22 protein-coding genes and 1 pseudogene are annotated in these 26,581 nt (G+C 35.0%); 7 read left to right on the top strand and 16 right to left on the bottom strand.

Annotated elements, in window-relative coordinates; genetic code table 11:
* Positions 1-10: 10 nt before the first annotated feature.
* Together BG05_RS28210 and fdhF are read right to left on the bottom strand one after the other, a co-directional pair.
* Positions 11-493 (bottom strand): helical membrane plugin domain-containing protein, encoded by a 483-nt coding sequence (locus tag BG05_RS28210; protein ID WP_003187373.1) that lies wholly within the window; start codon positions 491-493, stop codon positions 11-13.
* Positions 494-505: 12 nt separating this feature from the next.
* Positions 506-3,448: a formate dehydrogenase subunit alpha gene (gene fdhF / locus BG05_RS28215; RefSeq protein ID WP_003187374.1), complete on the bottom strand. Its 2,943-nt coding sequence runs from the start codon at positions 3,446-3,448 to the stop codon at positions 506-508.
* A 295-nt stretch (positions 3,449-3,743) separates the two neighbouring features.
* Here fdhF and fdhD point away from each other — a divergent pair, with 295 nt between their 5' ends.
* Complete coding sequence (fdhD, locus tag BG05_RS28220; protein WP_033733779.1) at positions 3,744-4,550, top strand: formate dehydrogenase accessory sulfurtransferase FdhD; 807 nt, start codon at positions 3,744-3,746, stop codon at positions 4,548-4,550.
* Positions 4,551-5,052: 502 nt separating this feature from the next.
* Positions 5,053-5,559: a GNAT family N-acetyltransferase gene (locus tag BG05_RS28225; RefSeq protein ID WP_000405886.1), complete on the top strand. Its 507-nt coding sequence runs from the start codon at positions 5,053-5,055 to the stop codon at positions 5,557-5,559.
* 362 nt (positions 5,560-5,921) lie between these two features.
* Here BG05_RS28225 and BG05_RS31905 read toward each other — a convergent pair whose 3' ends face one another.
* Complete coding sequence (locus BG05_RS31905) at positions 5,922-6,044, bottom strand: hypothetical protein (RefSeq protein ID WP_002125145.1); 123 nt, start codon at positions 6,042-6,044, stop codon at positions 5,922-5,924.
* A gap of 329 nt (positions 6,045-6,373) precedes the next feature.
* Here BG05_RS31905 and BG05_RS28235 point away from each other — a divergent pair, with 329 nt between their 5' ends.
* The 3 genes from BG05_RS28235 to BG05_RS28245 all read left to right on the top strand — a co-directional run bounded on the left by BG05_RS28235 (position 6,374) and on the right by BG05_RS28245 (position 9,245).
* Positions 6,374-7,045 (top strand): response regulator transcription factor, encoded by a 672-nt coding sequence (locus tag BG05_RS28235; RefSeq protein ID WP_002010439.1) that lies wholly within the window; start codon positions 6,374-6,376, stop codon positions 7,043-7,045.
* Positions 7,046-7,122: 77 nt separating this feature from the next.
* Positions 7,123-8,586: a sensor histidine kinase gene (locus BG05_RS28240; protein WP_003187240.1), complete on the top strand. Its 1,464-nt coding sequence runs from the start codon at positions 7,123-7,125 to the stop codon at positions 8,584-8,586.
* A 146-nt stretch (positions 8,587-8,732) separates the two neighbouring features.
* Positions 8,733-9,245 (top strand): GNAT family N-acetyltransferase, encoded by a 513-nt coding sequence (locus tag BG05_RS28245; RefSeq protein ID WP_000351210.1) that lies wholly within the window; start codon positions 8,733-8,735, stop codon positions 9,243-9,245.
* A gap of 33 nt (positions 9,246-9,278) precedes the next feature.
* Here BG05_RS28245 and pdxR read toward each other — a convergent pair whose 3' ends face one another.
* Positions 9,279-10,679 (bottom strand): MocR-like pyridoxine biosynthesis transcription factor PdxR, encoded by a 1,401-nt coding sequence (gene pdxR / locus BG05_RS28250; protein ID WP_002169190.1) that lies wholly within the window; start codon positions 10,677-10,679, stop codon positions 9,279-9,281.
* 120 nt (positions 10,680-10,799) lie between these two features.
* Between pdxR and BG05_RS28255 the strand changes: the two genes are divergently transcribed.
* Positions 10,800-11,726, top strand: a complete 927-nt coding sequence (locus tag BG05_RS28255; protein WP_002125137.1) for a DMT family transporter — start codon at positions 10,800-10,802, stop codon at positions 11,724-11,726.
* Between the two features lie 181 nt (positions 11,727-11,907).
* Positions 11,908-12,432 (top strand): DUF4871 domain-containing protein, encoded by a 525-nt coding sequence (locus tag BG05_RS28260; protein ID WP_002010428.1) that lies wholly within the window; start codon positions 11,908-11,910, stop codon positions 12,430-12,432.
* A 293-nt stretch (positions 12,433-12,725) separates the two neighbouring features.
* Here the strand turns inward: BG05_RS28260 and BG05_RS28265 are convergent, their stop codons facing one another.
* The 12 genes and pseudogenes from BG05_RS28265 to BG05_RS28315 all read right to left on the bottom strand — a co-directional run bounded on the left by BG05_RS28265 (position 12,726) and on the right by BG05_RS28315 (position 26,557).
* Positions 12,726-13,928 (bottom strand): NAD(P)-dependent malic enzyme, encoded by a 1,203-nt coding sequence (locus BG05_RS28265; RefSeq protein ID WP_002010426.1) that lies wholly within the window; start codon positions 13,926-13,928, stop codon positions 12,726-12,728.
* 59 nt (positions 13,929-13,987) lie between these two features.
* Entirely contained in the window at positions 13,988-15,334 is a 1,347-nt protein-coding gene (locus tag BG05_RS28270) for a 2-hydroxycarboxylate transporter family protein (protein ID WP_002063728.1), read from the bottom strand.
* 122 nt (positions 15,335-15,456) lie between these two features.
* Positions 15,457-16,164 carry a response regulator gene (locus BG05_RS28275; RefSeq protein ID WP_033733749.1) on the bottom strand — a complete coding sequence of 236 codons (708 nt, stop codon included), beginning with the start codon at positions 16,162-16,164 and terminating at the stop codon, positions 15,457-15,459.
* Positions 16,161-17,765, bottom strand: a complete 1,605-nt coding sequence (locus BG05_RS28280; protein WP_003187237.1) for a sensor histidine kinase — start codon at positions 17,763-17,765, stop codon at positions 16,161-16,163. Before BG05_RS28280 ends, BG05_RS28275 begins: the two co-directional genes overlap by 4 nt.
* A gap of 78 nt (positions 17,766-17,843) precedes the next feature.
* Positions 17,844-18,791, bottom strand: a complete 948-nt coding sequence (locus BG05_RS32300) for a methyl-accepting chemotaxis protein (RefSeq protein WP_435575409.1) — start codon at positions 18,789-18,791, stop codon at positions 17,844-17,846.
* A 39-nt stretch (positions 18,792-18,830) separates the two neighbouring features.
* A pseudogene (locus BG05_RS32305) lies at positions 18,831-19,826 on the bottom strand (HAMP domain-containing protein); the annotation flags it as partial.
* A gap of 268 nt (positions 19,827-20,094) precedes the next feature.
* Positions 20,095-20,823, bottom strand: a complete 729-nt coding sequence (locus BG05_RS28290) for a C39 family peptidase (RefSeq protein ID WP_003187235.1) — start codon at positions 20,821-20,823, stop codon at positions 20,095-20,097.
* A 43-nt stretch (positions 20,824-20,866) separates the two neighbouring features.
* Complete coding sequence (locus BG05_RS28295; protein WP_003187233.1) at positions 20,867-21,688, bottom strand: hypothetical protein; 822 nt, start codon at positions 21,686-21,688, stop codon at positions 20,867-20,869.
* Positions 21,689-21,922: 234 nt separating this feature from the next.
* Positions 21,923-23,161 (bottom strand): sensor histidine kinase, encoded by a 1,239-nt coding sequence (locus BG05_RS28300; protein ID WP_002125123.1) that lies wholly within the window; start codon positions 23,159-23,161, stop codon positions 21,923-21,925.
* An 11-nt stretch (positions 23,162-23,172) separates the two neighbouring features.
* Positions 23,173-23,844, bottom strand: coding sequence for a response regulator transcription factor (locus tag BG05_RS28305; protein WP_002091066.1), 672 nt, complete (start codon positions 23,842-23,844; stop codon positions 23,173-23,175).
* A 212-nt stretch (positions 23,845-24,056) separates the two neighbouring features.
* Positions 24,057-24,761 carry a metallophosphoesterase family protein gene (locus BG05_RS28310; RefSeq protein WP_002125121.1) on the bottom strand — a complete coding sequence of 235 codons (705 nt, stop codon included), beginning with the start codon at positions 24,759-24,761 and terminating at the stop codon, positions 24,057-24,059.
* A 419-nt stretch (positions 24,762-25,180) separates the two neighbouring features.
* Complete coding sequence (locus BG05_RS28315; protein WP_000054810.1) at positions 25,181-26,557, bottom strand: ABC transporter substrate-binding protein; 1,377 nt, start codon at positions 26,555-26,557, stop codon at positions 25,181-25,183.
* Positions 26,558-26,581: the final 24 nt, after the last annotated feature.

The raw sequence follows: 26,581 nt of genomic DNA on the forward strand, positions 1-26,581 counted from the left end.
TTCATTTACTCTATTTTTTCTCTAACCCTTGACCAAATGCTTTCAAGAAGCTAAAACCGAATGTAATTGCTCTATTGATATCTGGATCTTTTAATACTTTAAAGAAATCCATCACTTTTGTTTTCTTTCCGTTTTTCAGCTCATCCGTTGCAAATTGTAATCCAGTGACTAAACTAGATGTTATTTGTTTCGTTATTTCTGGGTCCACTGAAGATAATGCCTCTCCTGCCCCCATCATATTGTTTAATGCGTTTTTTACTGGTTCACGATTCAATTGTTCAACAGCTATTTTGGAAACATCTTCTTTTGCAGCAAGTAAACTAATTGCTGCATCTAAAATTCCTGCTTTTTGCAACTGCGCTAATAGCCGCATCGTCTCTTCTACTGCTTCTCTATTCTCAGCTAGATCATTTAACAACTCATCTGTTACTTGCTGTTTTTTTTCTTCTTCTGTTACAATCTTCTTTTTAATTAAAGTAATCTCTTTTGCCATTATCTCCGCCCCCTAATTCTGGTCCACAAGTGATACGTATTGTTTTCTTTGCCACTTTCGCTCGATTTCAACACCATTTTGCGGATGACGTTTTTTATCTCTCGGGTTTGAAGATGGTAACGGACGATTTCCTTTTTCACGTAATACGCGCAGTTTCACCATTGTTTGTTTATAAGCTGGTGTACACGTATAAATGTCTGTTGCTGTTCCTGTTAAAATATTGATTGCCTCTTCATTTACTGTCGCATGCATCGGCAAATACAACTCATTTCCAGTTACACGATCTGTAACAAGCGCTTGTACTTTGATTTTTCCAAATGGTGATGCTAACTCTACAAGACCACCATCTTTCACATTGCGTTCTTTAGCAAGTTCAGGTGAAATTTCAACAAATACTTCAGACACTTTAGATAAAATACCAGCCGACTTATTCGTCATATTCCCTTCATGGAAATGCTCTAGCATACGGCCATTATTTAATAGTAAATCATACTCATCTGGTGCTATAACTGGCGGAACCCATTCATCTAGTGATAAACGTGCTAGTTTGTCTGGGAAGTTAAATCCATCTACATATAATAATGGTGTATCACTACCATCATGGCTACCCCAACATAAACTATTCCAGCCTTCTAGACGGTCGTACGTCGCTTGAGAGTATAACGGTGCAAGCGATGCAATTTCGTCCATAATTTCACTTGGACTTCCATAATTCCAGTCTCCGCCCAGTGCACGAGCTACTTTTTGTAAAATCCACCAATCTGGTTTTGAATCACCAAGCGGTTTCAATACTTCGTATAATCTTTGAATACGGCGCTCTGTATTCGTAAACGTTCCTTCTTTTTCTAAGCTTGGTGCTGCTGGTAAAATAACATCGGCGAAACGAGCTGTTTTCGATAAGAACATATCTTGAACAACAAGAAAGTCTAAATTCGCTAAAATATGTTGTACATGGTTAGCATTTGAATCTACTAAAGCCATTTCTTCTCCCATAACATACATACCACGCAGTTTTCCTTCTTCGGCCGCAAGTAACATTGCGATATTATTTAATCCCGGTTCTTTCGGAATGGTAGTACCGTATGCTTTTTCAAATTTCGCACGATGCACATCATCTGAAACTGCTTGGTAACCCGGGAGCCAGTTCGGTAATGTCGCCATATCACAAGCACCTTGTACGTTATTATGCCCGCGTAACGGATACGCACCGGCACCAGGACGACGGTAGTTACCTGTCACGAGAAGTAAATTTGAAATTGCTGCCGACGTTGTACTTCCTCCTGTATTTTGAGTTACGCCCATTCCCCAAAGTACACAAGTACCATCTGCTTCATATACCATACGAGCCATTTCTTTTAACTGATCTTTAGAAATCCCTGTGATTTTCTCAGTATAATCAAGTGTATATTTTTCTAGCATTTTGCTATATTCATCAAAGTTCTTTACATTTTCAGCTATGAACTTTTTATCGTGCCAATCTTGATCGATAATGTATTTCGTTATCCCAGCAAGCCATACATAATCCGTCCCTTGACTCGGGTGAACAAATATATCAGCACGCTCCGCCATTTCATGTTTACGAAGGTCTGCGACAATTAGTTTTTGTTCATGTAATTTATGAGCACGCTTCACTCTAGTTGCAAGTACAGGATGTCCTTCTGTTGGATTTGCCCCAACAATAATAACAAGACCTGCCTCAGCAATATCTTTCACTGTTCCAGCATCTCCACCCATACCGACAGTTTTAAATAAACCGTCTGTTGCTGGAGATTGGCAATAACGGGAACAGTTATCTACATTATTTGTTCCATATATTTGACGAGCTAGTTTTTGCATAAGATAGTTTTCTTCATTTGTTACTTTCGAAGAAGAAATAAACCCAAACGCATCGCTACCATACTCTGATTTAATATGTTGCATATTAGATGCAACAACTTCAAGAGCCTCTTCCCATGAAGCCTCAACAAACATATCCCCTTGGCGAATTAACGGCTTTGTAATACGCTCTTCACTGTTCACAAAGTCCCATCCGAATTTTCCTTTTACACATGTGGAAATACCATTAACCGGTGCATCTGAAACAGGTTGCACTTTTAAAATTTGACGATCTTTCGTCCATACTTCAAATGAACAACCTACACCACAAAATGTACAAACTGTTTTTGTCTTATTAATTTTCGTCTTACGCATCGCGGACTCTACTTCTGAAACTGCTAAAATACTGCTATATCCAGGCTCTACATCTTTTACAAAATCAATCATTGGATTTAGCACATCTGGTTTTAAACCAGTCATAAATCCAGCTTCTCCTAGCATCGTTTTTTCCATTAATGCATTACAAGGACAAACTGTTACACATTGCCCACAGCTAACACAAGACGAGTCATTTATACTCACACCATTGTCCCAAATAACACGTGGACGGTCTAAACTCCAATCAATCGATAAAGTTTCATTTACTTGTAAATTTTGGCATACTTCTACACACTGCCCACAAGCAATACATTGATTTGGATCGTATCGATAGAATGGATGCGACGTATCCACTTCGCATGCACTTACTTTCGGTTCATATGGATATTTCTGTTCTTCAATCTCCATCATATGTACTGTATTATGGACTTTACAGTTACCATTATTGTTATCACATACTGTACAATACAATAAATGATTCTCTAATATTCGATCCATCGCTTCAGTTTGTGCTTCCTTTGCACGTTCCGATTGCCTCTCAATATGCATGCCATCTTCCAACTTCGTCGAACAGGCACGTAGTAAACTTCCATTCACTTCTACAATACATGTATCACAAGTTTGAATAGGATCTACCTCTGGTACATGACAAATTTGAGGATGTTCTAAATTACTTTCGTTAAACAATTGGAGTATCGTCTTTTCACCTGATACGAAAAATTCTTTACCATCAACGGTTACACGGACTGTCTGTTCTGTCATAGTTTCCCCTCTCCTTACAACTAACTGTACAACACAATCATGAATCCGTTTTCATAATTGTGTTGTACATATTTTTGAAGCGCCCTGTTGAAATACTTTCCTTTGGAAGTCGATTCTAGATGTTATAAGGTATAACTACGAAAGCTTGAAAATGTCGCTATTCTACAAATCTATTATATCGTACATATACAATAATAACCAAAATAATCTGCCATCTTCTTGTTAGTAGATGCTTTTGTTTTTTCGATGTTTTATGATAAATATGGGGAAAAATACATATAAAGGGGAATTTAATATGGGGCCTATTCAAGAAACATATACAATTGTACGTTATCAATCTGGTACATTTTCAAAACAAACCGATGAGGTTGTTACGGAATCTCCCATTACAATTAAATTAAATAGCGAAGAATACGTAACAGTTGTATGCACTCCTAATTACATTGAAGATATGGTAACCGGTTTTTTAATTTCTGAAGGAATTATTTCTTCTTATAAAGATATTGAAGAATTATGGATCCAAAAAGAAAACGGAATTGTCCATGTAAAATCATCAAAAATTAATCCGCTCTATCAAACTTTATATAATAAAAGGTACGTAACTTCTTGTTGCGGGAAAAGTAGACAAGGTTTTGTTTTCGTCAACGATGCAGCAAAAGCAAAAAAGTTACATGATATACATATAACTATTACTCCGGAAGAATGTTTTCACCTAATGAATTCCTTACAACAATCTTCAACTACATTTCGCCAAACGGGTGGTGTGCATAATACCGCTTTATGTGATCGAAATAACATTCTTTTATCAAGAATGGATATCGGAAGACATAATGCGCTAGATAAAATATACGGTCATTGTTTACGAAACAATATCTCTGTTCAAGGGAAAATCATTGCGTTTAGCGGACGCATCTCATCTGAAATTTTGTTAAAGGTTTCAAAAATAGGTTGCGAAATTGTTCTATCTAAATCAGCTCCAACTAAACTAGCTCTGCAACTCGCCCACGATTTAGGTATTACCGTAGTAGGATTTATTCGAAATGGATCTTGCAATATTTATACACATCCGGAACGAATCGATGGCTACAAAATAAACGATTGAATACGTAAAAGAAAGTGAAAATTTAATCAGTGGAGGGTTTTTCCCTCCTCACTGATTATTAGCCCAACCAATTGGGCTTTTACGGGCAATCTGACTCCCACGAATAGTTGGATAAAAATGACTCCTTTACAAAGCGGAAATTTTAGTTATAAAAATGTAACATATTAAAACCTTGAATAGTTAATAAAGTTAATATATAATTTCATTACATAAAGTGAAACTATAATCAGTGGGGGGGGGTTCATCCCCCACTGATTATTAGCCTTCACCAATCGGGCTTTTACGGGCAGCCCGACTCCCACCTAACTTCTTTGCTCCAGCCGAATTTTGAGGTAGGAGTTTTACTGCCCACAAATAACGGGATAAATAAAATGAAAACATAGTAGCATAATCTTTTCATTCTTTTACAAATTAAGAAAGAATAGTCACAGAATACATTTAACTAAACTTAATCTTACAAAGTTAATGAATTAAATTTGAATCAATCTAGGAGGTTACAACTATGGAAATTCGCTTATTAACAACAGAGGACGCAGAAATTTATTTGAAAGTTTGTATGGAAGGTTTAACGAAAAACCCTGAGGCTTTTAGCTCTTCTTATGAAGATGTTCTTAAACATGAAAACCCTGTCGCTGCTATGGCAAAGCGATTAAGCAATCCGGATAAGTATACTCTAGGTGTCTTCAAAGATAATGATTTAGTCGGTATTGCTACTCTAGAAACAAAGCCATTTATTAAGCAAGAGCATAAGGCAAAAATCGGCTCCGTTTTTGTTTCTCCAAAAGCGCGTGGTCTCGGTGCAGGACGAGCTTTAATTAAAGCGATTATTGAAAATGCCGATAAATTACATGTAGAACAGCTCATGCTTGATGTTGTTGCTGATAACACTGCTGCAAAAAAATTATATGAGTCCCTCGGCTTCCAAACTTACGGCGTGCAAGAACGGTCCTTAAAACATAATGGCCAATATTGGGACGAAGAGCATATGGTTTTATTCTTAAATAATTAACATTTAAATATAATTTTTCAAAAGCATCTTCTTATTAATTAAGATGCTTTTTTCATTACAACAATGTAATCTTCATGTCACCTTTATCGATCGTTCCAATCCTTTCCATTCGTTATACTAAAAATATAAAGTGAAACTTTACTCAGCGAGGAGGATCCATCTCCCGCTAATTATTAAGTAAACGTATAGCAAGCAATTGATATGTAGAGGAGAATGTAACATGAAACAAAACAAACAAGCTATCTTTTTAATATTTGCTACAGCAATTGTAACTTCTGGATTAGCAATTTTACCTTGGTTTATTATATAGAATACATAAAAAAAGCTTATTGCTTCTTAAGAAGCAATAAGCTTTTTTTCTATTATAAAATCCCGAAAAATTTATTTACACAACTTATCATAATAAGCATAGATACCGCAACACACATTACAACCGCATTACGATCTTGCTTTTCTTTTTGTAAATGCTCTACTTTTTTACTCATGTGTACAATCCCCTTTTAAAAAAAGTGTGAGATAGGAAATTTTTCTTATCCGATGCGAGGTGAATACGAAAACCCTCTCTATCTCACATACACAATAGAATGGAATTGTCATTTTATAAATAAAATGACATGACGTTATGTCGCAACATAGGGTATTTGTGTCGCTACGTTTTCTATTATAAAAAATAGTTGTGCAAAACTAGTGCATTTTTTATGTCAATTGCCCTGATTGAAAAAATCAGCCATCCATTCAATCACATAAAAAGAGTTTTTTATTATTTTCATGTAAACTATACAAGTAGAATGAATAGTTTGGGGTGCACAAGATTATGGTGAAAATTTTATTAGTAGACGATGAAGAACGTATGTTACGATTGTTAGATCTGTTCTTAAGCCCTCGTGGCTATTTTTGTATGAAAGCTACTTCTGGCCTTGAAGCGCTAGAATTAATCGAACAAAAGGACTTCGATATTATTTTATTAGATGTTATGATGCCGAATATGGATGGGTGGGATACTTGCTATCAAATCCGTCAAATTTCCAACGTTCCAATTATTATGCTAACAGCTCGCAACCAAAATTATGATATGGTCAAAGGTCTGACTATGGGAGCAGATGACTACATTACAAAACCATTCGATGAGCATGTATTAGTCGCGCGAATCGAGGCTATATTACGCCGTACGAAGAAAGATGGCTTTGTTAGCTTCAATGGTATTGAGTGGGATAAAACGAAACATACTGTTACAGTTTATGGTGAAAGAATCTCACTAACTCCTATTGAATTCTCGTTACTTGGACTCTTTTTACAAAATACAAACCGTGCCTACAGCCGAGACGATTTAATCGAAAAGATTTGGGGCTATCAAACAGACATCGAATACAGAACTATCGATTCACATATTCGTAATATCCGTGATAAATTACGCAAAAAAGAATTTCCAGTTGAAGATTACTTAGAAACCGTCTATAAAGTCGGATATAAATGGAAAAGTGAATAATTACTTTAATCAGTGGGGATGGATAAAACCCCACTGATTAAAGTTTCACTCTATATGAAATAAGGTATGGTGAGAAAATGAGCAAACTTTCCCTTAAAGTTGGGACATACTTTTTAATATTAGCTTTATGTATTGAAACAATTGCCTTCGTATCTTTTTATAAGAACCTTTCAAACATACGCATTGAAGAGGAAACTCTTGCTCTTTTAGAGAAAGGAAATCGCTATAGTAAAATGATTAAAAACCGCGCGAAGTGGGGTGCATATTCTAAAGAAAGGCAACTCACAGAAAGCGCTGAACACAGTAAACGACCTAAACGTGCTGTGTACCCCGAGTTTGATATCAACACTGAGGCTGAACACTTAGTTGAATCAGAATTAATTGCTAACTCTGATATAGCTATCATTATAACAGACAATAACGGCAAAATTATTTCTACCTCAGAACCCGTAACGAAAGAAATGCAAAAACAACTTACTTGTAAAACTGAGACTATCCCAGAAGGTGGATTAATCGTTGAAAAAAACTGGAAAAAATCAAAATTCATCTCAACAGTAAGCCCGCTGGAAATTCAAGGATTTCAAGGTAAGTTATATATGTTATTAAAGACATCTTTCTTAGAAAATATGTTACTTAAACTCATGAATCAATTTCTTATCATTAGTGTTTTGACAATTATTTTAACTACTATTTCTGTCTTTGTTTTTTCTCGTGTTATTACAGAACCGCTTATAAAAATGAAGCGGGCGACAGAAAAAATGTCAAAATTAAATAAGCCGATTCAATTAGGAATTAAACGAAATGATGAACTTGGAAGCTTAGCAAAAACGATTGAAGATTTATCTAGTGAACTTACGTATATGAAAAAAGAACGAAGCGAATTTCTCGCTAGTGTAGCGCATGAATTACTAACTCCATTAACCTATATGAAAGGTTATGCAAAGGTAGCAAAAAGAGATTCTCTAACGAAAGAAGAACGTGAAGAATACTTACAAATCATTGAAGACGAAACGGATAGTGTAACCGATCTCGTACAAGATTTATTTATGCTTGTACAATTAGAGCAACACCAGTTTGTTATAAAAAAACAAAAAGTAATTCTTAAACCATTTTTAGAACGAATGGTTGAAAAAACAAAAACAACATTAACAAACAAACAAATGCAACTCCATGTACATTGCAAAGATGATTTAGAAGTTTGCATAGACGAAAGACGTATGGAACAAGTTATGTTAAATTTATTACACAATGCTTATCAACATTCACCAGAAAACACTTCTATAATAATACGTGTACTAACCAGTGCGAATACTTTTACAATAAGTGTACAAGATGAAGGTGAAGGTATTCCAAAAGAAGATATCCCACATGTTTTTGATCGCTTTTACCGTGTCGATAAATCCAGAACACGAGCTACAGGTGGAAAAGGTATCGGACTGGCTGTTGCAAAAGAAATTGTAGAACTTCATAATGGTTCTATTGAAGTTAAAAGCGAATTAGAAGTCGGAACAGAATTTATAATTGAATTACCATTTGTATAATATATGCGTGAAATCACCAGTAGTAGTCAACACTACTGGTGCTATTTTATTTATAAAACCAACTATTATAAGCTAAGCTTTTGAAATTATTCTTATTTCAATATAAAATATAGGTACAACTGTCAAAGATTTGGAGGGTGATATAATTGGATATCCATGTATTAACAAAAGACGAAGCAGAAATTTACTTAGAACTTCGAGTAGAAGGGTTAAAACAAAACCCGGAAGCTTTCAGCTCTTCTTATGAAGATATTATTAATAAAGAGTGTGCTATTGAATATAAAGCCCAAAAATTAGCACAAGATGAGAACTATACACTAGGTGCATTTAAAGATGGAGAATTAATCGGAGTTGCAACACTGGAAACGAAACCATATGTAAAACAAGAACATAAAGCTAAAATTGGTTCAGTATACGTGTCTCCAAAAGCACGCGGACTTGGAGCGGGAAAAGCACTTATTAAAGAATGTCTTGAGCTTGCTAAATCTTTAGAAGTAGAGCAAGTTATGCTTGATGTTGTTGTTGGCAACGATGGTGCAAAAAAACTTTACGAGTCATTAGGGTTTAAAACATTTGGTGTGCAAGAACGTTCATTAAAATATAACGGACAATATTGGGATGAAGAGCATATGGTTCTTTTCCTAGATGAAGAAAAATAATAAAAAACATCCTCGCATTTATGAGGATGTTTTTTACTTTTTTATAAACCATGCCTTATTTAATAATTGAATCGCTTTCGCAATTTCTTCTTCTGATAAAATCGCAAATCCAAGTAGCACTATATTTTCAGGTGCAGTACCGTCTTTATAGTACGTAGACACAGGGTATATTTTGATACTATGTTTCGCAGCTTCTTTAATTAATTCTTCTTCCCGCATTCCATTATGCACCTTTAATAAAATGTGCAATCCTGAATCTTCTCCTATCACTTCAACACGATTTGAGAAGTACTTTTCTAGTTCAAAAACAAGTCGATCTCTCTTCTTTCGATAGACGACACGCATTTTATGAATATGTTTTTCCCAATACCCTTCACTTAAAAACCTTCTAATCACTTCTTGATCCATTCTTGAAACACTTTGTGTATAAAATAAATATTGTTGTTGATACTTTTTAATCAATTTCTTTGGTAACACCATATAGCTCATCCGTAATGATGGCAACAATGCTTTAGATAGCGTCCCCATATAAATTACTTTCCCGTCTGTATCTAACCCTTGCAGTGCCGGTATAGGTTTTCCCGAATAACGAAATTCACTATCGTAATCATCTTCAATAATATACCTACCTTCTTCTTTCTTCGCCCATTGTAAAAGCTGCATCCTTCTCGTGATAGGCATAATCATTCCGTACGGAAACTGATGGGAAGGAGTAACAAATACAACGTTCGCATCACTATTCTCTAAATCTACAATACAAATTCCATCTCTATCCAAAGATAACATTTGAACTCTTTTTTCTCCCTGTTCAAAAACAACCATTTTTCTATGATATCCTGGATTTTCAACTGCATAATTACTTCCCTTTAATAATTGAAACAGTAGTTTCACTAATATTTGTGTTCCCGCTCCTAATACGATTTGACTAGCTGCACAACGCACACCTCTAGATTCATACAAATAGTTCGCAATTTCTTCTCTTAAGCTCCATTCTCCTTGTGGGTGACCAAGAAAGAGCAACTCATTATTATGAGGCTGCCATACGTCATTTATAATTTTCCGATACATATTGAACGGAAAAGCATTTGTATCGACTCCTGTTTGTGTGAAATCAAATTTATAATCCCTCTCCTGAAAGGATACTTCTTCTATTCTCTCTTCGTTTTCTTCTACATGAACCATTTGCTCAACCTTACATACAAAATAACCTTTTCTCGAAATTGACTCAATATAACCTTCTGCAAGTAATTGCTCGTAAGCCGCCTCTACTGTATTTTTACTTACTTGTAAATGTGTTGCTAACTTTCGCTTAGCCGGTAATTTCGTAAAAGATAGAATCGTTCCATCTTTAATTTCTTTTTTTATATACTCATACAACTGCACATACAATGCCTTCTTACTATTCATATTTAAATTAGGCGTTAATTCTAACATAATATCTGACCCCTTAATAAAACTAAAATCTGATACTTTTTACAGTACCAGATTTTATATATAATTCCTTTTATCATGTCACACATAAAAAATCAAATACTAAAGAGGAGATGCATGATCATGAACAAAAGTAGACGTATCGGACTCATTATGATTATTACAGGAGCCACATTATGGGGATTATCTGGACCGATGATTCAATGGCTATTTCAACATACGAACGTATCATCAATTGATTTTTTAACAATTCGCTTGTTGCTTGCAGGAGTATTTATTTTGTCTTTCTTACTAATAAAGAAACAAAACATATTTCAAATTTGGAAACACCCTAGACATTCTATACAGCTTATTATTTTCTCTATTCTTGGCATGCTCGGTGCGCAATACGCCTTTATCGAAACAGTTCATATTAGTAATGCCGTAACGGCAACACTATTTCAATTTCTAGGTCCTGTTCTTATTACAATTTACGTTGCGTTTGAGCAAAAGAAATTCCCTGCTTCTATGCAAATACTCGCAATTATAACTGCTCTAACAGGGACATACTTTATTATTACAAACGGTTCAATTGAAAATATTGTTTTATCTAAAGCAGCTATTACTTTCGGCCTATTAACAGCGATTGGTTTTGCGTTTTATACCCTTCATCCGGCTTCCCTTATTAAAGAATGCGGAACAACTATAGTAATTGGCTGGGGGATGTTAATTGGAGGGATTGCACTGCTTATTTGTAATCGTTCTTTTGGGTGGAGTCAGATTTCGCAAACTTTCACACTTCAAACTTTTTCTATGCTTATTCTTATCATTATAAGTGGCACTCTTTCTTTCCTTCTTTATATCGGGAGTCTTAAATATTTAGCAGCAACAGAAACAAGTATTTTATCTAGCATTGAACCACTTGTAGCTGCCATCGTTTCAATCGCTTGGCTTAATGAATCTTTTGGAGCATATCAATTATTAGGCGGAGTATGTATCGTCCTTTCTGTTATTTTCTTAACAATGCCTCAAAAAGAGAGAGAACCAACCTTTTCAACTGAACAAATATAAAGTGAAACTTTAATCAGTGGGGGGTTCCATCCCCCACTGATTATTAGCCCTCACCAATTGGGATAGAAAATGTCAAAAGAGGTCGTACAAAACTTACGACCTCTTTTTATGATTTAAAGGAATTGTCTCGTCTTCTAGCAAATACAATTACACTAACAATAAAAATTAGGAGTGTGGCACCATGAAAAAAATCGGAACTATGCTACTTTTCTCCTTCCTCATTACTGGCTGCGCGCAATCGCAACCCGATTCAAATGTACCTAAAAAAGAAGTAATAGAAACGTCATCCTCTCAAATTAACGCACCTTCCTTTTTTCACCTTAGTGTCTTAAAAGATGTAAATTGGGAAGAAGCACCATCATTCGTAGAAGGAAAAATACCGTTAAAAGGCATTGAAAGAAAAATTGCAATGGCTGATAGCTCTATTATCGCAAATGAGCAAAATGAAATAATGTGGTTCTTCCTGGATCCTGAAATGCCAACTGGAAAACTATCTATTATCGCGTTAAAACAAGGAACTACAACTCCAACACCAGTACTCTTTCAAAAAGAAACCTCCAAACAAACTTGGACTACTTCAAATACAGTCGATACAACCGTAAAGGAACTCCCTCTCGTAATGTCACTACCTTCATCTGGATTATGGGTATTAAACATATATGTGAATGAAAGATATTATGATCAATTTGTAATCAATGCCGAATAAAGTGACAAAACTGAAACACTTCCTTACAACAATGTAATTTCTACGTCACGTACTTCGATAGGTGGATTATCTCTCTTCTCTTATACTTAAAGTAAGAAATGACGCGAGGAGAGATGAGAGATGAAAAAAATGATAGAAGTGATCGTAGCAGTAACTGAGGTTTTAATAAATGGTAAACAAGTTGCAATGGAGTTAAATAAATAATGAACGGGGCTTGAATAAATTTACACTTCTTCATTATTTTGATTTCTTATCTCAAAAAAAGCAGTGCCTTTTTAAGGCGCTGCTTTTGACTATTTATAACTTGGCATTTTCGTAATCTGTGCCACACCTGAATCAATGGCTGCTTTCGCTACTACTTCTGCAACACTTGGAACAACTCTTTTATCTAATGGATTGGGAATTACATAATTCGCATTACGCTCTTCGTCCGTAATTATGTTAGCGATCCCATATGCTGCTGCTAATTTCATCTCTTCTGTAATATCAGTCGCGCGTACGTCTAATGCACCACGGAATATACCAGGGAACGCTAATACATTATTTACTTGATTTGAATAATCAGAACGACCAGTTCCAACTACAGCAGCTCCAGCTTCTAATGCATCTTCTGGGAATATTTCTGGAATTGGATTCGCCATTGCAAACACAATCGCTTTCTCATTCATCGTCTGTACAAGTTCTTTCGTTAATACGTTAGGAGCAGATACGCCAATGAAAATATCAGCCTGATGAATCGCTTCTTTTAATGTTCCACGCACATATTCACGATTTGTCTTCTTTGAAACTTCGATTTGTGCTTCGTTCATCCATGTTTCACCTTCACAAACAATACCTTCTAAGCTAACTAACGTAATATGTTTTGCGCCAGCTTTTAATAATAATTTCCCAATTGCAATTCCTGCCGAACCCGCACCGTTAATAACAATTTTCACATCATCCATTTGTTTACTTACAACTTTTAATGCATTAATAACAGCTGCTAAAACGACAATAGCCGTCCCATGCTGATCATCATGAAATACAGGAATATTCGTTTCTTCTTTTAATCGTTTTTCAATTTCAAAGCAACGTGGCGCTGCAATATCTTCTAAATTAATACCTGCAAATGTAGGTTCTAAATTTTTCACAAGGGTAACGATTTCATCCACATCAGTCGTACCTAAACATAGCGGGAAAGCATCTACATTCGCAAACTTCTTAAATAAAATACTTTTCCCTTCCATAACAGGCATAGCCGCTTTCGGTCCAATATTCCCTAAACCAAGTACTGCAGTTCCATCTGAAACAACTGCAACCATATTCCCTCGTGCTGTATAGTCATAAGCTGTTTCCTCATCTGCCGCAATTGCTTTGCAAGACTCCGCTACACCTGGTGTATAAGTCAAACTTAAATCATCCGCTGTATTCACTTCTACTTTACTTGTAATCTCAATTTTCCCTACTAACTCTTTATGCAATAACAATGATCTTTCATTAATTTGATTTTCTAACATACTTATAATCTCCCCTTAATTTGACAAGCTAGCTATATGAATATAGCTAGCTTGTTTGATCATGAAAACATTTTTAATAAAATTGTCGCTGTTACGACCATTGCAGCCCCACCTAAACGCGTTGAAATTTGTGCGAACGGCATTAATTCCATACGATTTGAAGCTGATAAAATAGCAACATCTCCAGTTCCACCTAAGCCACTATGACATCCAGTTACAATCGCTGATTCAACTGGATACATTTTCATCACTTTCCCTACAAGAAAACCTGACGCTACCATTGTAAGAACAACCGATGCGCACACAACAACATATCCTACCGAAAGAACTGCTGCTACGTCTTTTAACGGAATATATAGCAATCCTAACCCGACCATTAACGGCCAAGTTAAATTCTTTGAAATAAATTTATATAAATGGAATGCTCCTTGCTCCATTTTTGCTGGCATTAATTTAAAGTATTTCACAAGTGCTGCTGAGAAAATCATAATGATTGCCCCAGGAATACCGATGAACTTAGAAGCAAATCCTCCGAAGATGAAGAACGTACATGCAATTAATAAACCTGCTCCCATTAATGAGAAGTCAATTGGCTTCTCTGTATTTTGTTCTTTTAATAAATCTGCTTGATTGTCTGTTTTCACTAATACACCGTTACCACTAAGCTCCGGTTTCTTCTCACCTAAACGCTTCATATACCCTGCACTCACGATTGCAAACATATTCCCAATAATAGCTGCCGGAATAAGCTGTGATACAAATGTTGCTGATGATTCATTTAAAATATCACTATAAGCTAGCGACAATGGTAAAATCCCTTCTCCGATACCACCACTCACAATTGGTACGATGATAAAGAAGAATGTCTGCTTCATTTCAAATCCAAATAGTGAACCGACTAATAAGCCCACTGCTACAGAAGCTAACGTCCCTACTACTAAAGGAATAAACATACGAACGAAACCCTGCACTAACACTTTACGGTTCATTCCTAAAATACTTCCAACTACTAAACAAGAAATATATAAATATAAAAAGTTCGATTTTTTCATTAACATAGTCGCAGCTTCCATTGAAGCTGGATTCATCCAGTTAAAAAATACAAGTAACGATGGAATAAATAATGAGAGAATTGCTGGACCACCGATATTTTTTAATATCGGAATTCTCATTCCAATATCACCTAAGAAAATACCCATGATCATAATAACTGCAAAACCACCAATCATATCTGCTGGTAATTTATTATATACAGATGCTCCATAAATAATAGCAGCCAATACTACGTATAACGGTAAAGGTATAACACCGATTTTAACGTTCATAATTTTAGAAGCGAAAGATTCACTTTTCAATTCATTGCCTTCAGAAAATGATACCGCTTCCACATTCTTTTGAATTCCCATATGGCACCCCCTTGTTTTCTTAATAACAATATTAAAACGCTTTCAATAGTAAAAATAGTTTTTGTAAGTTTTGTAATTGGTTTTGTAATTAAAAAAAGTATAAGCGACCTATAATAAGTCGCTTATACGTAAAAGTCTATTTTATTCCGGTCAATACACCTTAATTTACTCACCGGTCTTCCCACATTTTGATACACCATTTCATTCTCTAATACTCCGATTTCAGTCAAAAACATTACATACTTTCGAATAGAAACTCTCGAAACCCCTACTAATTGCGCCATTTCATCAGTTGTAAATGCTTGTCCATTAAGCGATGCGATTTTCTGCCAAATGAGTTGCAATGTTTGCTTTGTTAATCCTTTCGGAAGCTCTTTAGTGACAGTTGGCTCTCTTCTTTCTTTTTGCAAAATTAATGAATCTAATTCCGATTGACTAATTTTTTGTTGTTCTTTCATGAAAGTAAATTTTTCTCGATATACAGTTAACGCCTCTTTAAATCGTTCAAATGTAAAGGGTTTAATTAAATAATCTACAACCCCGTATTGTAATGCTTTTTTGATACTTCCCATATCATGCACAGCTGAAATCATCATAATATCAATTTCTTTTTCTTGATTTCGAATATACATTAACAGCTCAAATCCAGTCTCCTCAGGCATAAAAATATCAAGTAATATGAAGTCTACTCGTGACCTCTCTAACACTTCTATCGCTTCTTTAACTGAGTTAACTGCATGGACAAGTTCAAACCCTCCCACTTGCTCTAAATAATGCGTATTTAACATCGCAACCATCGGATCATCTTCTACAATTAAAACTTTAATCATATTTGCTTCTCATCCCTACCTTTAGGTATTTCAATTGTTATCGTTGTTCCCTCTCCTAATAAGGAGGAAATGTGAATCTCCCCATTTATTCGCTGTATACTTTCTTTTACAAGATACAAACCATAACCGCGATTATCCCCTTTTGTGGAATAACCTTTTGTAAATAATGCATCCACTGCGTCTTCTTCTATACCTTTCCCCGTATCTTGCACTGTAATAGTTAATGTATTCTGATATTGTATCCCAACTTCAACTTGTTTCTTTTTGCAATGTATCACTGCCTCTAATGCATTATCTATTAAGTTCCCTACAATCGTAATAAGTTCATGAGTAATACTTTCATCATATATTTCCGGCAAGTAAGAATCTTCACTTATAATTAACTTTATATTTTTCTCCCTAGCATAGCTAAGTTTACCTAGTAAAAAACCAGCAAATACTGGACTTTTTATTCTTTTCATAACCCCACCAATTTCATATTGATGCTCTGATACCATACTACTTACATATTTCTGCAATTCTTCATACTGTTTCATATGTGTGAGCCCTAATACGACATGCATTTTATTCATAAATTCATGAGATTGTGCCCGTAACGCTTCCGCATATAGCCTAATACCAGTTAGTTCCTCTGCTAATTTTCTAATTTCTGTTTTATCACGAAATGTTGCGATCGCGCCAACTATTTCTCCTTTTACATATAAAGGAACACGATTTGTGACAATCGTAATTCCGTAAATATTTTGTTCTTCGTTTAATTGTACCTCGCCTGTTTGCAACACTTCTTTTATACGTGAATTTGGCATATACAATTCAACATCTTTACCAATAAAGTCTTCTTCCAGTCCACTTTTTTTAAATAGCCGTTTCGCTTCATTATTTATTAAAGTTACATTCGCCTCTTTATCTACAGCAATAATACCTTCTTTCACCGAAAGCAACATCGTATTTCTTTCTTCAAGAATTTTTGCTATCCTATGCGGCTCAAGACCAAATAAACTTTTCTTTATATGTCTAGCTAGCAATATTGCTCCTATAATCCCAACTAATACTCCAACTCCGACACCAATATAAATAATATGTCTACTTTGCTTAACTCTTTCTTTTACATTATCTGCTGAAATACCGACAGCTACTGCTCCAAGCTGTTCCCCTGTTTCAGAAAATATTGGTACAAACACTCGCATTGAAATACCTAAAGTTCCTTCTGCTAGCGATACATGTTCCTTCCCTTTCAATGCAGGTCCTTCATCTCCCCCAATAAAATGATGACCTATTTTTTGAGGATTTGGATGAGATTTTCTTATTCCATCCATATCCATAACTACAATAAATTGAACACCTGTATTTTTTAATATCCTATTTGTATACGTTTGGATTGCTGAAGTATCTGCTTTCCCAATCAAACCATTGATTACAACTGAATCATTCGCCACAATATGTGCAATTGTTTTCGCTTTCTCTGCCTGGCTATCCTCCGTTGTCCGCTCTACATTATGACTAATTAATATATCTGTAACAAGTAAAGAAAAAATTACAACCGTACAAACTAACAATGTAATCGTTTTCCATAAATTCCATAGTCTTTTTCTTTTTTTCATCCCGTTAATGACTCCCCTAATTACTGAATATAAAAATAAGTAAGGTGATATTATTTTCTCCTTACTTATTTGCTGTTATTATACTTTAAATTTACTAGTCATTGCTTGTAGTTCTTCGGCCATCTCAGCTAAGTTTTGCGAAGCCGAACTAATTTCTTCCATCGAATTTACTTGTTCTTCTGTTGAAGCTGCGACACTTTGCATACTAGCTGTATTTTCTTCTGCCGCCGCTGCAATTTCATCAATAGCATTTGTTACTTCGTTTGCATCTCCAGCTATACTCTTCGTTGTTTCTACCATTTGATTAACTTGAGAAACAATATGAGTAGTAGAACTTAAAATTTCTGTAAAACTTACTTTCGTTTTTGTTACAACATCTAAGCCTTGTTGAACTTCCCCACTCACATTATCCATTGCCTTAACAGTATGTTCAATATCAGCCTTAATTTCCGTAATTAAATTCGCGATTTCTCCGGATGACTCTCCTGATTGCTCTGCTAACTTTCTTACTTCATCTGCTACAATAGCAAAGCCTCGGCCCTGTTCCCCTGCTCTTGCCGCTTCAATAGCTGCATTTAAAGCTAATAAGTTCGTTTGAGTAGCAATGTTTTGAATTGCTTCAGAAATAGCTCCTACCTGCTTTGATTTCTCATCAAGAAGTTTAATAATAGCATCTGACTGGGATACCGACCTAGAAATAGACTGCATTTGTTTTGCGGTTTGTTCAACTAAATCTTCTCCCTCTTCAGCTCTTTCTCGCGCATGTAATGAGGAAATAGAAATTGACTCTGCGCTTCCAGTTACATCTTGAATTGCTGTATTTACTTGTTGTAATGTAGCCGCGCCTTCTTCAACACCTTGGCTTTGTGATTCAGCCCCACCTGATACTTGTTCCATTGCAATTGTAATTTGATCTGTGGCATCATTCGCTTGCTGTACGCTCGCTGTTAACTCTTCTGCCGATGCTGCAACATGTTCTGCTGAAAAGCTAATTTGGGTGATCACATCTTGTAAAGACGTAGACATTTCATTAAATGCATTCCCTAGTTTCCCTATATCATCCTTGGAATGGATTGTAATTTTTTCTGTTAAATCTCCCTTACTAATTTTATGTGCCGATTCAGCTATTTGTCGTAATGGCCTTGTAATAGAATTTGTAATGAAATAAATTAATACACTACCAAATGCAATAGCGATAGCTATGACAATCAAAGTCTTATAAAACACTGGACTGGCAGCTTGCATAATTTCTTCGTCAAACATAACTCCAACTATTTTCCATCCTGTTTTCTCATTTGTTGTAAAGATTAAATTCTTTTTATCATCTTGTTCTGTATAAGATACATTTCCTTGTTTGTCTTCATAAATTGGTTTAATCCAAGGATCAGTAACCTTTGAACCTGGCTTTCTAGACGGATGACTAACAATTTGCTTATTTTGATCTAAAATAACTGCATAGCCTTTTTCACCAATATTAATCATTTTTGAAACCTTGAGGATGTTATCCAAATTCAAGTTAATACCTATAACACCTTTACCATCTTTTACTTCTTTAGCAATTGTCACTACCATATTTTTTGTAGATGCTGATTGATACGGTGCAGTAACAATTACCTTTCCCTTATTTTCATGCGCTTCTTTATACCATGATCTATCTGTTGGGTTATAGCCATCAGACATTTGAATAAATGGTTCTCTTATAAACTTACCCGTCTGCGTTCCAATATAAATACCTTCTACTTCTGGATGAAGCTTTATATATTGTGCTAACTTCGTTCTTACTATTTCTTCTTGTCCATTTGGATATGTATCCTCTGTTAAGATGTCTGAAAAGTACGTCGCATCAACAAATTTCTCTTCTATATTTTGAGAAATAACAGTATTTAAAACTGAAATATTCTCCTTTGCTTTATCGGTCATTTGATGTTCAAAATTTGTTTTGGCAGTTTGATATGAAACACCACCGATAATAAGTCCTGGTATAGTTAAAATAATAAAAAATGAAATGATTAATTTTTTCTTGATACTCATACTTTTAACCCAGTTAAATATATTTTGCATAATAAGCCTCCTTTATGTAATAGAACACTTGTGTAATTTTATACAATCAACATGTATAAAACAATATATAATGATAACATGTAATTTTTTCGTCAATTATGCATTTTTACATATCCACTTCTCCTAAACATTTTAATCCTAAAAAACAAGAGAACTTTAGCATATATAATAAGCTAAAGTTCTCTTGTTTTTTAACAGCTTCTCTTACAATTCCTTAAATCTTTATCCTTCACCTTATAGTTATATAGTTCATGCTCTTCTTCCTAATTTATTTGGGGTTATTTACATAGCTAATTGCCTGACTCCCCATCTGCACCCATGCCTGTTCAAATTTTCCTCTTGGCACTTTTACATCTAAGCTATCATCGAGGGGATCTCGAATATATACAGATTCCTTATCGTACCCAACAAGTACAACACAATGTTCATTATACGTAATAGAAACATCCCCACTATTTGTTTCCCATGTAGTAAATTCATCTTCATCTAAAGGAGCATATGTTGCATTCGTAATCATGACTACCGGGTGCCCTGCTTTTACACTCTTATAAATTTCTTCTATACTCTTCCCTGTTAAGTCCACAGCTTTATTCGGTAAATATTTTTTTGCTAACTGAAAAAGTGGTCCGTGATATACACCGTATCCGGATTCAGAAAAGGTATAAATATTCCCTACAAATCCTTCATTCGGATTCCCACGTACACCATCTTCCATAAAATTAACTTTTTTTATTTCATTTGCTAATTTCATCTTATCTACAGAAACACCTGCGTATTGTAACATCATCGCTAAACTTGTTACTTCGCAGCCTCTATCTAACTCTGGTAATTGCTGAATTAAAGGCACATTTGATAACATGACTTTTTCATCGTTATTACTAAACTCTATTCGTTTTTGACTTTGTACACTTGAAAATAGTACCCCCTTTACTTTCTCCACATACTTTGTAATTCCATTTGTATATGCACCCCATACCCCTATACATAGTAAGGCCATACATATATACCACTTCCATTTTCGTATCACTCTCACGCCCTTTTTAATTCGTTAAATACGAATAAAACGCATCAGCATCTGTTTGAACCATAGGAACAAACTTAAGCTCTTTTCCCTTTTCAGGTTGTTCAAGATTTATCTTCTCCGCTAAATCTTGAATCTTCAAATTCGTTCTATCCATACCTAGCTCATCTGCTATTTCTATTACCTTTTGCTCATTTATTTCTCTTAATACTTGATATATATCTTTGCCATATAAATCAATATGATATTTTTTTGCTTCTTCCTGTACTTTTTGTTCGTACACTTCTTGTGCTAACTCTTCCATCTCTTTTCCTTGTTGAGCAATACCTAGCTTTTCTGCTTCTTCTCTAACTTTCGTTCCGTAGATTTCTTCCTCAATCTCTTCTATTTCTTTTCCTTCAGTTGAAACACCAAGCTTTTCTGCTTCATTATTAATTTTAATCTTATTAATTTGATCAATTAAACTTACAATCGACGTATTCTCTATAGATATTCCTAGTTTCAACGCTTCTTTCCTCACTTTTGTTTCATAAATTTCTTCTGAAAGAATTCCAACATCTTTCCCTTCTGCCGAGATACCTAATTGATTAGCTTCTCTTCCTACTTCCGTCTCATGAATTTCTTTTTCTAACGTAATTTGTTCTTTCCCATCCGTTTCAATGCCTAACTTTTCCGCTTTTTCTTCCGTATGCATTGCATGTATTTTCCCATCATTTAATTGTTCTTTACTACGCTGCGTGTAATCTGTCTTTCCTTTTGTCATTCCAGAAGGGGAGGCACCCCCTAATATACTTAAACTCATTACTCCAATAGTGAATACCATCATCATTTTCTTTTTCAAGACTTCTTCCTCCCTCTCACGCTTTCTTTTTCCAGCTTTCCCATAATTTTTTTTTTATACTATACATAAACTTCATCTCTGTTAGAAATAACCTTATGATTTATCCAGTTCATTCAAAAAAACTTACATCTTTTCTTTCCATCACAAGTTTCCATTATGTAATACATGCTACAAGTTATTCCTTAACTTTCCCTTAAAAAAGACGACCTTGTAAAAACAAGGTCGTCTTCTCACTTATAATCTTTGATTTTTTGGGAAAATCACTTCAAAACAAGTTCCTTCTCCCCATTTGCTCTCTACCGATATTTTTCCATAATGCTTTTCTACAATCCAATTAGCGATTGAAAGACCTAACCCAGCTCCTTCTGACATACTTCTTGCTTTGTCTCCTTGATAAAAACGATCAAATAAATTTGGAATATCTTCTTCTTTAACTCCTATCCCATTATCTTTCACCCGTATACGAATTGAATTACTCGTTTGTGTGCAATCAATTTGAATATGCCCATCTTCATTCGTATACTTCATCGCATTATCTAACAATATGACCATCATTTGATGGATTCTCTCTCTATCACCCATAAACGTTATATCATGTTCTACTTTTAATATCATCGCTTTTTCTTGATAAGAGGCAATTTCTTTATATGGATTTATAATTTCTTCTAACAACTTATCCAGTTCAAATGTTTTCTTATCCATCTCAATTTGATTAGAATCCGAACGTGCTAACAACAATAAATTGCTAACGAGTTTCGATAGCCGCCTACATTCTTTTGAAATTGTAGAGATATCCACGGCTTTTTCTTCTATCGTAGCGGATGGGGACTGGAATAATACATCCGTTTTTGATTGAATAACTGCAAGCGGTGTTCTTAATTCATGTGATGCATCGGAAACGAATTGCTGCTGTTTCTCCCATGAATTTTGAATAGGTATGAGTGCCCTGCCAGCTAGGAAAAAACCGATACCTATTGCACATAGACTGCCTATGCTACAACCTATTATGAGAATTAAAAATAAAGTATTTAGCATTTCTTCTTCAGCTGTTGTATCACGTACAATTTGAACTATTTTTCCATCTTCTTGAAACGCAAACATTCTAAAATATCGTCCTTGCACTTCAATATCTTGCAAATCCCCTACCTTTTTTGGAGAAAACTTTTCCAAATCCCCTTCAAAGTTAGAGCGAAATTTATGGTTATCGCCTTCTATCTCCACTATTTTTCCATTCCAAGTTATTATAGTTATCCGTGGGTCTCGAATTTTGATATTCTCTATACGTTTTCTTGGTGGTGGCATTTTAACATCAAATTTTTCTCTATACTGAGTTATCATTTTTATAGATTGATCCACTTCATTATAAGTACGCTTGTATGTGTACGAATAAATAATACTACCTAATACACCTATTAATAGGATAAATACTAACGAATTCAATATAGTTAGACGAATACGTGTCTTTTGAAACATGCTTCCCTTTCTCATTGTTCTTTTAATATATATCCAATACCACGAACGGTTTGAATATCTTTCTGATAACCGAATGGTTCTAATTTTTTACGTAAATGATGTACATACACTTCTACAATTGCTACTGTCGTATCAGAATCAAATCCCCAAACACGATCAAAAATTTGTTCACGCATTAAAATCTTCCCGCTATTTTGAATGAGATACTCTAGTAGCTCATATTGTTTTAATGTCAGCTTAATACCTTGTCCATCTACTTGAATGTCTTTATCTTTTCCGAACAATTCAATCCCTTTATAGCGAATGGTCTGCTGTGTTGTTAAACTACCACTTCTGCGTAGTAATGCACGAATTCTCGCTTTTAATTCAGGGGCCTGAAACGGTTTAACAATATAATCATCTCCACCAAAGTCCAATCCTTTCACTCGATCTTCTAAAGAATCCCTCGCTGTCAAAAACAGGACTGGCGTTTCAATCTTTTCATCACGTATTTTTTGAATCACTTCAAATCCGTCCATTTCTGGCATCATCACATCAAGCAAAATTGCATCATAAATGTTTTGCAGCGCCAAAAACAAGCCGTCTTCCCCATTCATTGCCGTATCCACTTCAAATTCATCACGTAAAATTTGTACGATAGACTCTAATAACGAGGCATTATCTTCTACTACAAGTAAGCGCATATTCTCACCTTCCACAATCTATTTCAACTCTCTTTATTATTGCATCTCTTCTCTTCATAACGAAATAATGTAATCATATTATGTAATTTCATTTTCAACTATTTCCTTCTAAAGTTTTGCTCGATATAAAATTTTGAACCTTTATTATAAAGGCTCTTTCTTAAATTTTGCTTAATAAAAAATTGAAAGAAATAAGATTCCTCTTATCTCTTTCAATTTTTTACTACATATACCTTTTTACTTGGCAACTCCAAACAATTTAACTGACCACCATACACAGCCCCACCATCAATTCCAATAATACGATTACTACCAAAATACACTCCGCAATTCTCACTACCATGAAGCATTTTTGTTTCCGTATGGCCAAATACAACAACCTTTTCGCCGCTATATCCATTATGAAATTCATTACGGATCCACATTAATGTATATGGTTCAGATTCAGAAACTCGGTTCATCGGCTCAACACCAGCATGTACAAAGATATACTCTTCTGTTTCAATGTAATGATCTAATTCTTGAATAAACGTTACATGTTCCTCTAATATATGAGATTGTAAAATCGGTTTTTGGAAGTTTTCCTCATTAACCGCAATGTCTTCTTCTACAAATCCATAGCTATATAACGTTTTATCTCCACCATTCCTTTTTACCCAATGGTTCCATGAACGTTCCTCATCAGTCGTTAACGCCTTGATCATCATATCTTCATGATTGCCCTTTAGAACGAGGGCTCCCGCTTCTTTTAACTCTTTTACCTTTTCAATTACTGCACGCGCATTTGGACCACGATCTATATAATCCCCTAATAAAATCAATTGATCCTGTCCTGCATCGTATTGAGCTTCTTCCAATAACTGTTCGAACTTTTCTATTTCTCCATGAATATCACTAATAACAAGTATTCTCTTCATTTCTTCCCCTTCTTTCTAAACCATTCTCTTTCTAATTATAGATTAAAACGACAGAAATTTCTGAATCATAATTCGAAATAGCATTTATTACAAATAAAACTATTATCCTTACAACACTGTAAGTCTCTTGTCATCCAATTCGATAGTTGCAATTACTGTATTTCCTTATACTAAAAGTAAGAAATGAAACAAAAAACAAGGAGAGATGAGATATGAAAAAAGTGATGGAAGTTGTAGTAGCGGTGGCAGAGGTTTTTGTAAATGGGAAACAGGTTGCAATGGAGTTAAACAAATAATGAAAAGGACAAAATTCATTCTAGACCCTTTACTCATATAAAAGAGATAAGACTTCATCATTTTTTTGATCCCTTATCTCCCAATAAAGAAAGCCACATCCTGAAAAAGGATGCGGCTTTCTCTTATTTTTGACTCGTACGAGCTGAAATACTAATTGCTCTATCTGTTGCTTTTGCGGCTTCATCTAAAGCTTCTTTACTATTCTTTCCGTCATACATTGCTTCTAATGCTTTTACAACTGCATCTCTTGATTCTGGGAATACACTAATTAATGCCCCTTGAGTTGCTGGAGATTGCTTCGTCGCTTGCAATTGTTCTACTGTTACTTTTAGCTGTGGATATTTTTCGTATTGATCTTTTACTAACGGCTCATTATATGCATCTGGATTAATTGAGAAATATCCTGTTGCTGTATGCCATTTTGCTTGTACATCTGGCTTCGTTAAATATTTCATAAAGTCCCAAGCACCTTGTTGCGTTTCTTCTGAAACCATATTCGTCATCCATAATGATGCACCGCCAATAACAACACCATTTTGTTTCGAATCTTCTGGATACGGAATATACGAAACGCCTACATTAAACTTAGATGCATCAATTAAATCACGAACACCAGCCGAAGAATCTAAGTACATAGCAACTTGTCCAGACTGGAACGCGGCACGAATATCATCCCAACTTGCTCCATACTTTCCAAGCGCACCAGCTTTATTTAATTCATCTAACATCCCAAATACTTTTTGACCTTCTTTACCGTTAAATACTGCTTTCTGTGCAGCATCTTTACGACCATTTTCATTATCTACATATAAAGCACCTTGTGTCGCTAACAACTCTTCAAAGAACCAACCATAATTCAGCATTGAAAATCCATACTGCTTTACATTTCCGCCTTCTTTAATCGTTAACTTTTTCGCCGCTTCTTTTAACTCAGCATATGTTTGTGGAGCTTTCTCTGGATCTAATCCAGCCTTCGCAAAAGCATCTTTATTATAAATTAATACTGGTGTAGATGAATTAAACGGCATAGAATACATTTTTCCATCAACTGAATAATAGTTCGTAATTGCTTTTTCTAATTTTGATGTATCGTACTTATCTTTTTTAATCCAGCTATCGATAGGCGTAATTTTTTTGCTATCAATCATATACTTCGTTGTAATTTCACTCGATTGAACAAGAGCTGGCGCTTCTTTCGTTGCAGACATCGTTTTAAATTTCGTTAAAGACTCTTCGTATGTTCCTTGGAACTCTGCCTTTATCTCATATTTATTCTGCGACTTATTATAGTCTGCAACAAGCCCATCTAGTACACCTTGTGTTTTTCCACCCATTGCATGCCAGAAACGAATTACAGTTTTATCACCATTCTTTTCAACTGGAGCTACTTTTGCCTGTGCTTCAGGTTTCCCCTCTGTTTTACTATTTGAACAAGCTGCGCCGGTTAATGCCATTGTGGCTGCCATTAAAAGAGCAGCACTTTTTTTCAATAAACTCATCTCAATCCCACCTTTTCCTATGTA

This window comes from Bacillus mycoides, assembly GCF_000832605.1.
Classification (GTDB): domain Bacteria; phylum Bacillota; class Bacilli; order Bacillales; family Bacillaceae_G; genus Bacillus_A; species Bacillus_A mycoides.